Annotated in this window: 11 protein-coding genes and 1 pseudogene; 4 read left to right on the plus strand and 8 right to left on the minus strand. The window is 38.8% G+C overall.

The annotated features are described in order from the left end of the window. The 7 genes and pseudogenes from EQO05_RS12670 to EQO05_RS12700 all read right to left on the minus strand — a co-directional run. Positions 1-644: pseudogene (locus EQO05_RS12670) on the minus strand (hypothetical protein); the annotation flags it as partial. 47 nt (positions 645-691) lie between these two features. Beyond that, positions 692-1,561 carry an ABC transporter ATP-binding protein gene (locus tag EQO05_RS12675; protein ID WP_128507074.1) on the minus strand — a complete coding sequence of 290 codons (870 nt, stop codon included), beginning with the start codon at positions 1,559-1,561 and terminating at the stop codon, positions 692-694. A gap of 500 nt (positions 1,562-2,061) precedes the next feature. After that, positions 2,062-3,276 carry an ABC transporter permease gene (locus tag EQO05_RS12680; RefSeq protein ID WP_128507076.1) on the minus strand — a complete coding sequence of 405 codons (1,215 nt, stop codon included), beginning with the start codon at positions 3,274-3,276 and terminating at the stop codon, positions 2,062-2,064. Between the two features lie 42 nt (positions 3,277-3,318). After that, positions 3,319-4,560, minus strand: coding sequence for a COG1361 S-layer family protein (locus tag EQO05_RS12685; RefSeq protein ID WP_128507078.1), 1,242 nt, complete (start codon positions 4,558-4,560; stop codon positions 3,319-3,321). Positions 4,561-4,572: 12 nt separating this feature from the next. Then, positions 4,573-5,280: an ABC transporter ATP-binding protein gene (locus tag EQO05_RS12690; protein ID WP_128507080.1), complete on the minus strand. Its 708-nt coding sequence runs from the start codon at positions 5,278-5,280 to the stop codon at positions 4,573-4,575. Between the two features lie 4,003 nt (positions 5,281-9,283). Further along, the gene (locus EQO05_RS12695) at positions 9,284-10,117 is read right to left on the minus strand and encodes an ABC transporter permease (protein ID WP_128507082.1); all 834 of its coding nucleotides are present in this window, start codon (positions 10,115-10,117) and stop codon (positions 9,284-9,286) included. After that, a complete protein-coding gene (locus EQO05_RS12700; protein WP_128507083.1) occupies positions 10,114-11,103 on the minus strand; it encodes an ATP-binding cassette domain-containing protein in 990 nt (329 codons plus the stop codon). Before EQO05_RS12700 ends, EQO05_RS12695 begins: the two co-directional genes overlap by 4 nt. 1,060 nt (positions 11,104-12,163) lie before the next feature. Between EQO05_RS12700 and EQO05_RS16020 the strand changes: the two genes are divergently transcribed. From EQO05_RS16020 to EQO05_RS12715, 3 genes are all read left to right on the plus strand, one after another. Beyond that, on the plus strand, positions 12,164-12,271 hold the full coding sequence (locus EQO05_RS16020) for an Hsp20/alpha crystallin family protein (protein ID WP_240664662.1): 108 nt from the start codon (positions 12,164-12,166) through the stop codon (positions 12,269-12,271). Between the two features lie 77 nt (positions 12,272-12,348). After that, complete coding sequence (locus EQO05_RS12710) at positions 12,349-12,657, plus strand: Hsp20/alpha crystallin family protein (protein WP_128507085.1); 309 nt, start codon at positions 12,349-12,351, stop codon at positions 12,655-12,657. A gap of 133 nt (positions 12,658-12,790) precedes the next feature. After that, positions 12,791-13,000: a DUF1059 domain-containing protein gene (locus EQO05_RS12715; RefSeq protein ID WP_128507087.1), complete on the plus strand. Its 210-nt coding sequence runs from the start codon at positions 12,791-12,793 to the stop codon at positions 12,998-13,000. 221 nt (positions 13,001-13,221) lie between these two features. Here EQO05_RS12715 and EQO05_RS12720 read toward each other — a convergent pair whose 3' ends face one another. Next, the gene (locus EQO05_RS12720) at positions 13,222-13,704 is read right to left on the minus strand and encodes a TspO/MBR family protein (RefSeq protein WP_128507089.1); all 483 of its coding nucleotides are present in this window, start codon (positions 13,702-13,704) and stop codon (positions 13,222-13,224) included. A gap of 350 nt (positions 13,705-14,054) precedes the next feature. Here EQO05_RS12720 and glnA point away from each other — a divergent pair, with 350 nt between their 5' ends. After that, positions 14,055-15,398, plus strand: a complete 1,344-nt coding sequence (gene glnA / locus EQO05_RS12725) for a type I glutamate--ammonia ligase (RefSeq protein ID WP_128507091.1) — start codon at positions 14,055-14,057, stop codon at positions 15,396-15,398. Positions 15,399-16,002: the final 604 nt, after the last annotated feature.

The following is a 16,002-nucleotide window of genomic DNA, read 5'->3' on the forward strand; positions in this document are numbered from 1 at the left end:
GCGTCAAGCACAACTATTCCGTCAGATAAAGGTCTTAAGACCGCAGCCTGGATTCGGGCATTGGTATCAAAGTCACTCCCATCAATAGTGACAGTTGGAGTAGTTGCAGTGTTCGTAAGAGTTACAGTGATAGTCCCCCTGTCCCCGGGCATGAAAACCTCGGGTTCCGAAATAACTTCCTTAAGCTCAACCGTACCTTTACTGTCAAATGTTTCAGTGCCTATTCGTATGTCAAAGCTTTTCTCACTCCAGGGACTGTCTTTATCCGTCTTTGTCCGGATATCAATAGAGCGCACTCCTTTCTGTGCGTTTTTATCTACAAACAGGTAAAATTCCTTTGTAGCAGTCCTGCCAGGATTGAGAACTCCGACGTTCTTCAGAGCATTTGCCTGGGAATCAAGAGAGAAAGGATATTGAGGTACGATTTCGATGTCAACATTCTCAGCTTTGTCTCCTCCGATGTTTTCCAACTGAACGGTCAGATTCAGATATTCTCCTATTTTTGCAGGATAGGGATTTGTTTCAACTATTGTAACTTTCAGGTTGGCTCCCCCAACAGCTGCAGAAGCAGGAGCTGCAAAAATTGAGGAAACCAAAAGTAAAGATAATATAAGAGAGAGAAGTGAATTTTTGGTTTTTATCATTCTAATTTCACCCCGATTAGCCTGAGTTTGAAATCTGAATACCAGGATTATTCCTTATTATTCTGAATTATCCCATCCTTTACGAGTACTATCCTGTCAGCGTACCCTGCAATTTCCGGATCATGGGTAATCATTACAATGGTTCTGCCATCTTCATTGAGTTTTCTAAACATATTTAGAATCTCACAGCCTGTTTTCGAGTCCAGATTTCCGGTCGGCTCATCTGCAAGAAGGATTGCGGGATCGTTGACGAGAGCTCTGGCGATAGCGACTCTCTGGGATTGTCCGCCTGAAAGCTCACCCGGCCTGTGACGCATTCTATCCCCCAGTCCCACGAGTCTAAGTAACTCCTTTGCTCTTTCGTGAGTATCGACCCCACTCCTGGAGTTAGCATAGGTAGGAAGTTCGACATTTTCAAGAGCTGTAAGCCTGGGGATCAGGTTAAATGTCTGGAAAATAAAACCGATCTCTAATCCTCTGAGCCTGGCAACTTCCCTGTCAGATAATTTATTGATGTCAAGTCCTTTAATTATGATTTTTCCTTCTGTAGGTCTATCAAGAAAACCTATAAGATTCATAAGTGTGCTTTTCCCTGAACCAGAAGGTCCCATAATGGCAAGGAATTCTCCCTCCCGGACTTTCAGGTTAATATCATGGAGAATCGGAACCTCCATATCTCCAAGTATATAACTCTTTTTAACATCAATCACTTCAATAACAGAAGCTGCTGTCAATTGTGTTTTACCGTTCTGCAGATCTCCAGAACGGCGCAGCTCACATTTAAACTGCTCTTCACTTGAAGTAGCCAGATCTTTTTCCGAGGGCAGTTTTCCTTCAAGCCTGGAATTTTCGGTTCCCGTCTCCAATATTAAGTCTCCGGGAGCAGAAACGTCTTCAATGGATATCTTCGTTTCCATGTCTACTCCTATGTTTTTTGGATGTTCTGATTAATTCATACGTATCTTAGTACCTATATAATATAGCCTATTCTGAGTTTCGAGCTTTGAATATCAGGCAATAGAACAATTTTTCAGCATCTAAAGAGCCAGAACCCTGGAGAAAGAATTATTTTTGATATCAGAGATATTACTTTTCCAGTGACGCACATAAAGTTATTCTCTTAATTCGGGCTCTTCATCCAAGTTCTGTATATCTTCTATACTTTGATAGCTTCGGACTCCCATGATATGAGACTGAATTGCCAGAAAAACAGGCAGTCTCTGGAAACCTATGTAATAATAACTTCCTGTAATTCGGTGAAATTTGAGTTCTTGCACCTGAATTACCTATGATGTAAAGAAGTTACCTGGAAGTTTTGTATAGCCAACCCGTGCCTTATTGGGTTTGTCAGGAAGATAGGGTTGAAAAAGAAAAGGGCTATTCTCCAGACAGAGCAGCCCTACTCAAGGGATAGATATTATTCATATCTCAGAGCGTCCACAGGATTCATGCGTGCAGCTTTTCTTGCAGGATATAGGCCAGCAGTTACTCCCACCAGGATAGAAATCGCAATTCCGATTTCGATCAACTTTAAGGGAAAGACAGGAGGAAGTTTAAGAGCACTCTCAAGAGCGTAAGCCCCCAGACCGCCTATTGCAGTGCCTACAATTCCCCCAAAGAAGCTGACCATTATGGATTCAAGCAAGAAAAGGGATAGAATATTGGAATTGCTGTAACCTACAGATTTCATTATCCCGATTTCCCTGGTTCTTTCAGTTACGGTCACAAGCATAATATTCATAATTCCTATTGAGCCCACAAAAAGAGAGATAAGGGCAAGAGCCAGCAGGAAAGAATTCAAAGCATCTCCTATTTTTCCTGTTTGCTCAAGAACTTCTTCCTGGTTAAAGACGTAATAAGGTTTTACATCCTCATTATCAATGTCTCTTTCCGGAACTCCGAAATTCCGGGCAAATCTGCTATCTACGTCATCTGAAATATCACGAACTTTTTCAGGACTGTCCGCCATTGCAAGGAAAGCTCCATAGTCCTTTTCCCCGATCATTTCGTTCATAGTAGAAATGGGAATGAAAACTGTCAAATCGTAGTCACTGTCTTGACTTACAACCGTTGGCTCGGAATCTTTCAGTATGCCTTTTACCTTAAAACTTTTTGTCACAATTGTACCATTTTCCTGTCGGAAAGCGATCTCTACAGTACTCCTGTGGGAGATATTCTTACTGAACTTGTCGTTTGCAATATCATACCCAAGAACAGCAGATGCGCTATCTTTATCCGTCAGGAAAGTACCCCCTTCCATTTGCAGGCCCTGAATTTTCTGAAAATCCTTGTTAACTCCTGCAATATTCACATTTTTAGTCTCTGAGAGATATATGAGATCCCCGCTCATCGTTTTTCTGGGAGATACGCCTGTAATTCCCGGAGTATTCTTCATAAGATTGTACTCGTTTTCAAAGAAAATGTTTGGCTGCTCGCTGGCTGCAATAATAAAATTGGAGCCTACTGAAGAGATCTCATCAGTAAAAAACTGATTAAAGCTGGCACCAAGGGATGCATTTACAACAACGGCAGCTATGCCAATTACTATTCCCAGTGTGGTGAGTGCAGACCTTAGCTTAGCACTTCCTATACTCCCGGATGCTATACGGGCTGCCTGTCCAAATTTTATCATATTCTACCCCACAAATATGATGTCAGTTCACAAGTTTTAGGTTTATTGTTTTCTTTTCTTGTAGAACAAGAAAGCAGCAGGAACAGAGACTATAAGAAGTCCGCCTGCCAGTACGGCTGTTGGATTAGATTCCGTAGATCCCGAAGCACTGGTGAAGTTCAGGTTGCCTACAGTATTTGCATGTCTGTTAATTCCATTATTATAGTTTGCAGTAAGGCTCATATTTTTACCCTCCTCCCTGCCAGGACTCCACGAATCGTCTGCTACCGCATTGAATTCAATAGTAAAGAGTTCATCCGGATTCATTGGCCCTATGAAGTATTCTGCAGGGTAGAATCTCATACCTTCGGCTTCTGGTTTTATGCTTACCGAATTGAATTCGTTAGGGTGGGTATTTGCCACATCGAACTCAATTGTAGCTTTTCCATCGACCATTGTAAGTTCTTTTGAGGGGATCACTCTTATGTTCGAGGAATCGACCTTGAGAGGAATATTCTTTCTGCTGTTGTAATCAAAGGAGTTGCCCTCGATTGCAAGTTCAAGGTTATGAGTTCCTTCTGTAGCCTCCTCTGCAACCCTAACATTGAAGGTCAGCCTGATGCTGTCTCCAGGCCCCAGAAGACCCATATCCTCGTAGGGAGCGTCAAGCACAACTATTCCGTCAGATAAAGGTCTTAAGACCGCAGCCTGGATTCGGGCATTGGTATCAAAGTCACTCCCATCAATGGTGACAGTTGGAGTAGTTGCTGTGTTCGTAAGAGTTACAGTAATGGTCCCCCTGTCCCCGGGCATGAAAACTCTGGGCTCCGAAATAACTTCCTTAAGCTCAACCGTGCCTTTACTGTTAAATGTTTCAGTGCCTATTCGTATGTCAAAGCTTTTCTCACTCCAGGGACTGTCTTTATCCGTCTTTGTCCGGATATCAATAGAGCGCACTCCTTTCTGTGCGTTTTTATCTACAAAAAGATGAAACTCTTTTGTAGCAGTCCTGCCAGGATTGAGAACTCCGACGTTCTTCAGAGCATTTGCCTGGGAATCAAGAGAGAAAGGATATTGAGGTACGATTTCGATGTCAACATTCTCAGCTTTGTCTCCTCCGATGTTTTCCAACTGAACGGTTAGAGTCAGATATTCTCCTATTTTTGCAGGATAGGGATTTGTTTCGACTATTGTAACTTTCAGGTTGGCTCCCCCAACAGCTGCAGAGGCAGGAGCTGCAAAAATTGAGGAGATTAAGAGCAACGAAAAAAAAGCTGCGATAGTGTTCTTTTTAATTATTTGCATGTATTTCCACCTTCAATTGTATTGAATTATTCCATCCTTTACAAGGATAACTCTATCAGCGTATTTTGCAATTTCAGGGTCGTGTGTAACGATTACTACTGTTCTACCTTCCGTATTCAAATCCATAAATATTCGAAGGATTTCGGCTCCTGTTCTGGAGTCAAGGTTTCCGGTCGGCTCATCTGCCAGAAGGATTGCAGGGTCGTTAATAAGTGCACGTGCAATTGAGACCCGCTGGGATTGCCCTCCTGAAAGTTCCCCTGGTTTGTGATGCATGCGGTCATGCAGTCCCATAATTTTAAGAAGTTCCTTTGCACGTCTCTTTGGATCGATATTGGTTCTCGAATTAGCAAAGGTAGGAAGCAAGATATTTTCAAGTGCAGTCAGGCGCGGAACAAGATTGAAAGTTTGAAAAATAAAACCTATTTCGAGCCCCCGAAGATGGGCGAGCTCTTGATCTGACATCCTATTTAGATCCTTTCCCCTTACAAGAACCTGTCCTTGAGTAGGCCTGTCAAGGCAGCCTATAAGGTTCACAAGAGTACTTTTTCCAGAGCCTGATGGGCCCATGATAGCCAGAAATTCTCCTTGTTCAATTTTAAGATTTACATCTGAGAGAACGGGAATCTCCATACTCCCAAGTATATAGGTTTTCCTGACATTGGAGACTTCGACAATAGGAAGTCTGTCCTCAGGCAAATTATTTTTGTTAATATACACGTCCCCCTGTCCCAAAGTTACTAAAATGTGATAGAAGAATTACATTGAATAATCTCAATGTTTTTACTCATTATGTAAGACAGTCCATTTTAACTTATGCTTTATTAATTTTCGCCCAAAGACCCAGTTTGAAGGCATATAGATATTGTTTTGTAAATTAAAAATCATGGATATTAATTGGTTATCAGAAGATGTTTCTCGAATTACCCTCTGGACTTTTTTAAATAACTTATCATTATAAATAATGAATCTTTACCAAAAAATACGAAAACTAGAGTCAGCTAAAATATAGGCTGTGAAAACAGATAGCTGTAATTCTTTCATGAGGTGAAAGACCTTTTACAGAAAATTTACGAACATTCTCCAGAAGTAACCTTCATAAATTAATAATGTATCTATATGCACATATATTAGAAAACCACTGACGGGTTCAAAACGACTAAACCAATCATTTTTAAAAATTTTTTCATTTAATCTTGAGACACAGTAAAATATTTAGATCAAGGTGGAGAATAAATTAGGGACTTTTAAACATTAAATAGGTTAAAAAATATATATCTGTATAAGGGAACCTTACTCTAAACATTTAGAAACTATTTTTCATAAGGAGATGAAATTCTACCGAGCTTATATAATTTGGTATATATAGCTATATACAGTCACTGTTGGTTAAAGTTTTGAACGGTAGATCTCGAATTAATAGAAAATGCATCATAGAATATTAATAAGTGCTGACAGGGGCTGTGAAAAAGGTACCATTTAGCAGTACGCAAACATTGATATAAAAATGTAAAACAAAGGGGGGAATAGATATGGTCTTTGCATTTAACTTTAGTCAGATGTTCGCATTCATGACTAACTTCAACTTCGTATTCGATTTAGGCAATTTCTGCTTTTTCTAAGCGGAAGTGCAAGATGTGTTTCTGCAGGGAGAACCATAAGGTCTTATCCAGACTGCAGAAGACCAGGGTATAACGGGGGATAAACAAAACCAGGAAAAAGTGAGGGATTTAAAATGATCTTCAGTTTCGAATATTCAAATATTATAAAGTACTTCCAGGCGGAGTGCTTCAAATTCTTCTACTGCTTCTAAGCAAGCTGTAAGAAAAAGACCTCTGCACCGGTATGAACAATATTATTGTAACCTCGGTACAGAAGGCCGTGGTATAACGGGGACGAACAATCAGGAAAAGAGTGAGGGATTTAAAATGATTTTCAGTTTCGAATATTCAAAGATTACACAGTACTTCCAGGCGGAATGCTTCAAATTCTTCTACTGCTTCTAAGCAAGCTGTAAGAAAAAGGCCTCTGCACCGGTATGAACAATATTATTGTAACCTCGGTGCAGAAGGCCGTGGTATAACGGGGACGAACAATCAGGAAAAGAGTGAGGGATTTAAAATGATTTTCAGTTTCGAATATTCAAAGATTACACAGTACTTCCAGACAGAATGCTTCAAATTCTTCTACTGCTTCTAAGCAAGCTGTAGATAGAAGGGTTCTGCAAGGTGAGCGAGGTCCTTATAAACGCAATTGCAGAAACCTGCGTATAACGGGGACGAACAATCAGGAAAAGGGTGAGGGATTAAAATGATTTTCAGTTTCGAATATTCAAATATTGTAAAGTACTTCCAGGCGGAGTGCTTCAAATTCTTCTACTGCTTATAAATACGCATAGTTAAAATGTTCCTGCAGGGAAGGACTGCAAAGCTTATACTTCCCAATTGTAGAAGACTAGAGTATAACGGAGGATAAACAAAACGCAGAATTGAGTGGAGGGATTAAAATGATCTTCGAAATTTTCTACTCGCAGGTCAACAGTTACTTCCAAGCTGAAACGTTGAAATTCTATTATAAGCTTTGATTAAGCAACGGTACTAACGAAAAGATACGAAGTTGCCAGCCCTTCAGGCAACTTCGTCCTTATAAAAGAAATATAATACTGCCACTTTTTTACCTCCTTTTTATTTTGCTGATATTTACTCTTTTTAATGTCTCTATGAGATCTCTACCATGTCGGACATACTTTTGGAAATATAAGAAAAACAAACCTCGTAAAATTTAAAATTGATACTGAAAACTTTAGAATCGGGAAAATATAATATTTTTTAAAGGTTATAGTTTTCTACGAGGATATTCACTCCAGAGTAATCAAAATAGAATGTAGAGAATCGAGAGGTCTGTCCATCCAAATATAAGATTGCAGCAAAAGCTTCTGTTAGCTTATGTTAGATTCTGTTTCCAAATACTAAAAGACTATTATTTGTAAGGAGTTGTTATTCTCCACATTATATGTAAATTAAGAGTATACCTTAATATTGATGATCCTGTGTGAGTCTAGTTCTGAATCTTGTTTCTTTAATAAACTGAGATTTTGTAAATTAGACTAACTTGGATTTCAATAACCTAAGTATATGATTTAAGGTGCTTTAAGATCCTTTGGTCTTTTAGCCAGGAGTCTCCAAGATTGTTTATACTTACCTTCAATCCCAAAAATAGGTTCTGGGAGTATAACTTGGGAGTATAGTATAAAAAAGGATATCTAAGGGGGTTTGGCGAAAGCGAATTCTATCCGAGGGATTAGAGAACTGAATTTGGTTAGCAGAAGCTATAAATCTAAACGAGAAAAAATAAAATTTCACTATGGAGGGAATTACAATGTTTTACTATATAAGTTATACAAAAGTCACCATACTCATACAAGTAATAAGGTTTAAGATGATATATTTTGGCGGCCAGGGTTTTGGCGGCTTTGGAAGATTCCTCAGATGATATAAGTGTCAGATGTTTACCAGTCGACTACCACTTTAAATGATATACATTACAGGCTCAGACTGCATGCTCAGGCAACAGTGTGGCCTGTATGAATTTTTTACAGTGGAAATAATAGGTTTTCTTAAGCATAAATAGCTGAATTCAAATCTTTTCTAGAAATACTACTGCAAGTATAATCGAACAAACATTACAGTTAAATCATAACAGTCCAGTCGAATAGATTTTTATCAGTTTTCCTCTTGTTCGTTATGATCAGGTAGAGGACAATGCCGACTAAGAACTGAAATACGGGAAGTTCTTGAAAATAGATCAATAAATGATAAGGAATAAAGAAGAATAAAAAAGAAGAATAACTTTTGAAGAGAGAAAAGCCTAATTTTATAAAATGATCTTTATTTGAATTTTTAGAGCTAAAGAGGATTTATATTTAGAGGTTGGTGTCAGGTAAAAGCATTCTGGCTTTTCTTCAGAATGGGACCTTTATACTTCAAGGTTAAATTTAGCTCGAGAATTAACCCGAGAGTTGAGTTTAGAGGGACCTATATAAAGCCACTAATTTATACTTATGAACAATACACAGATAAGGCAATGTGAACATGTAAAATTCTAACAGGCTTCCTCTTTTAAGTATCCTGATACTTCCTTTCTAGCAGGAACGCGTTTAGTACAATACGTAGAGCATGAAAAGGCTTGTTTTCTTTATGTTTAAAGAACTCTTAGAACTTTACTGGAAATTTTTAATGCGGTCCAGTTCTAAAGGAAGTGAAAATAATTGTGGTGAAAATGAGTGCCTGGCTTAAATTACACAGGGATAAATATCTTCCGCATATAGCCTTTTACAAGGATCATGCTTATTCACGCTTCAGAGGAATAAAATAGTAAAGCTTGAAGTTCCTAACCTGGAAAGAGTTGCCAGGCCTACCTGATCCTTCTAATATCCGGTTTGGAAGAGAGTAAAGCTTAAGCCCCTATAGAGAAAAATAATTCACAAAATCTAATTGTTACTCTTAGAATTCAGTTGTGTATTAACTGGAATAAACAAATGAGAAATCCTGGACTATTAGGAAAAAAAATAGAAGACCTGTACATATTTTTAATTAGGCGCCTTAAACTTTTTCTTGAATTATGAAATCAGGATTGTGAACTCGCACTTAAAATAGGGAATAAAATTGCCTGTTTGGCAGGCAATCTCATATATTAAAGGATGAAAAATGGAAAGCGAGTATGCTTATATGTCCACCTTATTAAACCTCCACATAGCAGCAGATAGCATTGTAAGGGCAAAGAAAATGAGGCCCATGAAAGAAAAAGCGATATCAGCTGTAGTATAAACGTAGTGATTCCCCATTACAGAGAAATTAGTTCCTAGAGCAAAATAACGGATTCCATCTGCCAGTAGGGTTAGCGGGTTAAACATCGAGAGAAGCTTGAGGATATCAGGAAACGACTCGATAGGATAAAGGGCGTTACTTATGAAGAAAAGGGGCATGCTAAGCAGGGTGAGGATTGATTGCATCCCTTCAGGATTTTCAATGGTAATTGCAATAGACCCTGACAGGAAAAGGAATCCAAGAGTAAAGACTGCCACCAGTAGCATAATACCCAGGATTGCAGTAATAGTTTGGGCGAGAGTAAATCCCTCAAAGAAATCCATTCCTATAAGTTTCCCGAATCCTATTATTATGAAAGTCTGGATAAAGGCCTTAGTTACACCCGAAAGTCCAATCCCGAGAATAATATGAAATCTGGGAACCGGACTTGCAAGAGTTTCCCTCAAGAGACTAAATTTTTTATCAAACATAAGGGTGGTGCCTCCAAACAGACTGCTGAATAACACATCCATTGCAATTATCCCTGCCCCCATATACGAAAGATAATCAACTACGGGAACACCGGCTTCGTTTGGAACAAGTGAAGTTAATTTGTCAAAACTGTCAGACATAGCAAGCCCGAAAAATGCTAGCCACATCACAGGCTGGATCAGTGAACTGAAAAGCACCGATTTAAATCTAAAGAATTTCAGCATCTCTCTCCAGTATATGGCACGAAATTCAAAATTCATTCCGAAACCCCCGCAGTTTCCTTTCCTTGCGGCTTTTCTTTATCATCGCCTTCCCTTAACTCATGCCCTGTGTAATGGACAAAAACATCATCCATTGAGGGTTTTTTGATATTTACGGTTGTGATATCTATCCCTTCTCCCCGGATTTTCTCCATAATTTGAGGAAGCACATGAGTAACGTCCTCTCCTATAAGGATTCTCAGGGATTTCGTATCTTCTGTTACACTTTTAACCGACCTTAGTGACCTCAAAATTTCTGCAGCGGTTTTATTATTACTGGTTTCGAGATAAATGAGGTCTTTACCAAGTGTATTCTTTAATTCATCTGAGTTTCCAGTTACGATTATTTTTCCGTGATCAATTATGCTTATTCTATCGCTCAGTTGATCCGCTTCTTCCATATAATGGGTTGTCAGAAATATGGTAGTGCCTTCTCTTTTAATCTCTCTAAGGTACTCCCACATTCTCATCCTTGTCTGGATATCGAAACCTACGGTTGGCTCATCAAGGAAAAGGACTGCAGGTCTTGTCATCAGACCTCGTGCAAGCTCAAGCCTTCGCTTCATACCGCCGCTCAAATCTTTTGCCAGGGTATTCCTTTTACTCTCCAGATCAGTCAGTTTTAAGAGTTCGTCGATGCGTTCTTTTCTTTCTTTTTTTGGCATGGAATAAATCCTGCCGTGATACTCAAGATTCTCAGATACGGTCATCTCATGATCAAGGCAAAGCATTTGAAAAACAATGCCTATTGATCGTCTTACGGATTTCGAGTCTTTTGCAACATCATACCCGTTGACTCTGGCTTCTCCTTTCTGGAGTTTCTTCAATGTAGTAAGAATATTAATTACAGTACTCTTGCCCGCCCCATTTGGACCAAGAAATGAGAAAATTTCCCCCTGCTTTACAGTGAAACTGATATTGTCAACAGCTTTTAAAGAGCCATATGAATGTTCAAGATTATTTACTTCTATGACATTTCCGGTCATTCGTAGATCAACCCCTTCCCTCTACCGTATCGGATCACTCCTATCACTTATATTAGATCCATTAAACCCATTACTAGACCCCAATCTTTAATGGGTATGGATGTAGCAAGTAGTTTGTTGAGACTATTGAGTTTGGATAAATATCTTAATAGTTTTACACAAGTAGTTATGTCTCAGATGGTTTATATAAATAGGAAATAAAGATTCTAAACTAATCTCTAAGAAGCTTCTTGTTTTTCGTTTAGATACTTCTAAAAAGCTAGATAGATCGTTTAATACAATCATACTTACTAAAATATATCCCCAATAACTTCCCCCTTTTGTTTTTTTAAAATTCCTTTCCTATCCAAGTTATATTTAAGAAAATAGAAAACATAAGAAAGATATCTTTATATTGTGGTACCTGCCTCGAAACGAGCGTTAACTAAACTAGAACCAAATATCTTTAGAAAATAATTGAAGCTTTAACTTTAATATTACTCCCACCTAAAGAAAAAGACTTCTCACTATATAAATTAATTGTCTATTTTAAGAATTGACGTCCTCTTCTACGTATAAACATCTTCTATCCCAAATTACATTCTGCCAGGTTATTTGATTTAAATACTCCGACAATAGGTATTCCAGATACAAAGAGAATATTCTGTGCAGATCAAATTAATAATTGTATGGTTTAAATAATAAATTATATTAAATTTATAATATAATGTGTAATTAAATAGACGATATAGAGAAATTTTAATAAGTATGTTATCTTAAAAGTTAATTTTTAAGTAAATTGAACACCCCGAGCCTATGCATGCCGGATCTCAGCATATATAGTAAGACATAGGATTCAAACTTTGGGGAAGATACATATAAATACGTTAATCGGCGATGTTATTTTGGGGGAGAGAATGGCAGAAAACTTGCGACTTTCACCGATTGTCCGTGCATATCCTGACAATCAATTTGAGAACCTGCAAATTGAAGTGATTCTTCGGGGTAGAGAAGAAAAATATTACCTTTAAAATTACCGAAAATGGCTTCCACATAAAAGCTACCAAAGAAAGGGTTGAGTATGCAGACAGCTACCACCGTCTGCTGCCTGGAAGACCCGGAAAAAGCGGCTGCTAATTACTCAAATGGCGTACTTAAAGTAAAAAGTACCTTATCAACAGCCTTTTGAGAAAGCCGTGGATGTAAAAATCGATTAAGAAAAGCAATTAGTAATTTCATGGTAAATTCTTAGGGGGAGAGAGTGCTATGGACAGTGCCGTACCCAGAATATTGAAAACTCCGATACTAGCAATGTATCACGATGACAAACGCCAGCTTCTTACTCTGGAAGTCGAACTTCCCGATGTAGAAAGTGAAAATATAACACTTATGATGCATGAAAACAGCTTTTATCTTAAAGCATTCAGTACAACCGTGGAGTATCTGGGATCTTTCTTTCTAGATGGTCCCGTAGATCCCGAAAAAGCAACAGCAGTCAACAATAAGGGAATGCTTACTATCAGAGTCCCCTACAAAGAGCGTTTTACTTGTGCAAGATATATTCCTATCCTGTAACGCAGTATAAGAAATAACACTCATCGGAAGAGATCTAAAAAACTTAAGTTTATATCTTATTAATCTTTATTATATTTTATCTGAATTAATAAAGATCATTTTTATTGAGTTTTGCTTGCGTAGAGGAGACACTATGAAAATAATAAAATGCAGTGATCTGGGGTTCAAGTGTAATTTTATGGCTGCTGGCAACGAACTGGAAGAAGTTGAAAATGCTATACTTGACCATATCGAAAAACAGCATAAAAAAGAGCTTCAGAATATGTCCGAAGATGACATTCATCATCTGAAACATCGGATATCGACCCTTCTTGGAAGAAGTTGCGGCTGTGGAGCTCTGTAACAAATAATAAACGAATATTTATACTAACAATACTGTGAAAAACGAAGGTTATCCTGGGCCTCTAGGCAGACTTTCTTTAAGCTTTTTTGTCAATTAATTTCATTCAAGAACCTTATCAAGGATCTAACTCTGAAAGGTGGGGGATTCGGTAAATAGAAAAGGCCGGACAAAAGACAGTTTTGAATAGCTCAGAAACCCAATAAAGAGTTTCAAAACCCCGGTCACGAATTCAGAATCCAGAGATAATAGTTAAGCAGCATAGCGAAGCTAACCCACAGGAGATATGGGAACAGTAAATAAGAAGCGAGTTTTGAAATTTCCCTGAATTTCAGGATTGTCAGACAGATCGCAAGCCAGAGCAAAATAATCTCGACAAAAGCATAGAAAGGTGATTTTAGCCCAAAGAAAAGAAAAGACCAGAGGGTATTAAGGCCTAACTGAACGCCGAAAATAAGCAGTGCCATTTTGACCCCTTCCTTCTGAAACCCCTTCTCCCAGACAAGGTAAAATGAGATTCCCATTAGTGTATAGAGCGTAACCCATACAGGAAAGAAGACCCAGGATGGAGGGTTGAAAGTCGGCTTTTCCAGTAAAAGATACCAGTTCTCAAGAGATGAAGCTGTAAATACTGAGCCTATTGCACCTGCAAGCTGGCAGAGCAAAATAGAAACCAGAAGTTTGAAAAGATTGACTCCCCGAACCATACAATATCATACCGGAAATTATTCTGTACTCCAACCCTTATTAATACTAGGATTCAAAAAAGCTTTAAACTTTCGCCTTTTGTTACAGATTTTATACAAACGCCCCGTCTAAGAGAAAAACTCAAACGGGTTTAGAATTATTTCCTTTTGAGATTAGCATTAATGAGTTTTATGTACATTAAATTAGAAAATATACTCAACAAAGTGAAATAAGGCATATGTGCGTATCAAAAATAACTTAATCTTCTCGATAGAATAACAGTTTAAAATTTTACAGCGATATGAGAAAAATATAAATATCAGAACATAGGTAAAAGACTACCTAATGCCTGGTAAAGGGTGGAAATCAAATGGTGCAGATAAAAAAGTGTACAACCAAAGAAGATGTAATAGAGGCTGTAATTGAAAGAGACGTGAAGTTTATCCGGACCCAGTTTACGGATACACTCGGCATCATTAAAAGCTGGGCAATCCCTGTCGAACAGCTGGAAGAAGCTTTCGAAAACGGGGTAATGTTTGACGGGTCTTCGATCCAGGGCTTTACAAGGATTGAAGAATCAGACATGAAACTTCTGCTTGACCCGTCCACTTTCAGGATCCTTCCATGGAGACCTGCAACCGGCGCAGTAGCCAGGATACTTGGTGATGTGTATCTTCCTGACGGACAGCCGTTTAAAGGAGACCCCAGATACGTTCTTAAAAGCGCAATTGCAGAGGCCGAGAAAATGGGGTACTCAATGAATGTAGGTCCTGAGCTGGAATTTTTCCTCTTTAAACTTGATGCAAATGGAAATCCGACCACAGAGCTTACGGACCAGGGAGGATACTTCGATTTCGCACCTCTTGACCGTGCACAGGATGTACGCAGAGATATTGACTATGCTCTCGAACATATGGGCTTCCAGATTGAAACCTCCCATCACGAAGTCGCACCTTCCCAGCATGAGATTGATTTCAGGTTCGGGGACGTGCTCAGTACTGCAGACAATGTTGTAACCTTTAAATATGTCGTAAAATCAATTGCGTATCACAAAGGGTATTATGCCACTTTTATGCCAAAGCCTCTCTTCGGGGTAAACGGTTCAGGGATGCACACCAACCAATCCCTCTTCAGGGATGGCAAGAATGTGTTCTATGATCCGGACACTCCAAGCCAGCTTTCTCAGGAAGCAATGTATTACATTGGAGGCCTATTGAAGCATATCAAAGAATTTGCAGCCGTTACAAATCCGGTTGTCAACTCCTATAAGAGAATTGTACCCGGATATGAAGCACCGGTTTACATCACCTGGTCTGCAAAGAACAGAAGTTCCCTGATTCGTATTCCTGCTACCCGTGGCAATGGGACGAGAGTGGAACTGAGATGTCCGGACCCGGCCTGTAATCCATATCTTGCCTTCTCCCTGATGCTCAGAGCTGGACTTGACGGTATAAAAAACAAGATCGATCCGGGAGAGCAAACTAACGTGAACATTTTCCATCTCACGGAAAAAGAGCGAGAGGAAAGGGGTATCCATTCCTTGCCTGCAGACCTCAAAGGAGCAATTGATGAAATGAGAGGTAGCAAATTCGTAAGGGAAGTTCTCGGAGAGCATGTTTTCAGCCACTACCTCTGTGCAAAAGAGATTGAATGGGACGAATACAAAAAAATGGTACACCCCTGGGAACTTGAGAAATATCTGCATATGTTGTAAGCATATCAGATCTCATGAAACCCACATAGATTCCAGTAGATCCAGTGAGACAGAATTGAAAAAGATTCATTCACAAGATTCACCTCTTCCGGAGGTGTATCCCAATTTTAATAAAACGGTCCAGTAGATTATGGAGGAATTTTCTCGTTCAACCGGCTAATTCCCCCATTCAACCGGTAAGATCCATTCACAAGAAGCTTCTCATACTTTCTTTATCGCTAAGGTCCGAAAAGAACATTAATATAAAAATGGTTTCATTATGTAAATCCACTTTTCAATAGCATTACTTTTTCTCAAAGAGATTTACCAGCATATTATGCTGCCGGGAAATAAAACTAACATCCTTAAGATGAGAGGACTAAGAGAATTAATCTGTTAAAAAGCCAGTGACAGGAATGTAAATGCAGAAAAAAGGAAGAAATTTGAAAATTAAAAGGTCATGCTTCTCAGTGCCTCTCAAAAACGTTTAACCAGAGAAAAGAAACATATATATATTGTCAAATAGGTACTAAATTACTTACTTCCCTTAGTGATGACCCTCTCAATGTGTGTAAGAAATAAAACCACATCTGGGAGCGTTACTATTCACTCACAGTAATTAGAT

Source organism: Methanosarcina sp. MSH10X1 (assembly GCF_004099695.1).
Classification (GTDB): domain Archaea; phylum Halobacteriota; class Methanosarcinia; order Methanosarcinales; family Methanosarcinaceae; genus Methanosarcina.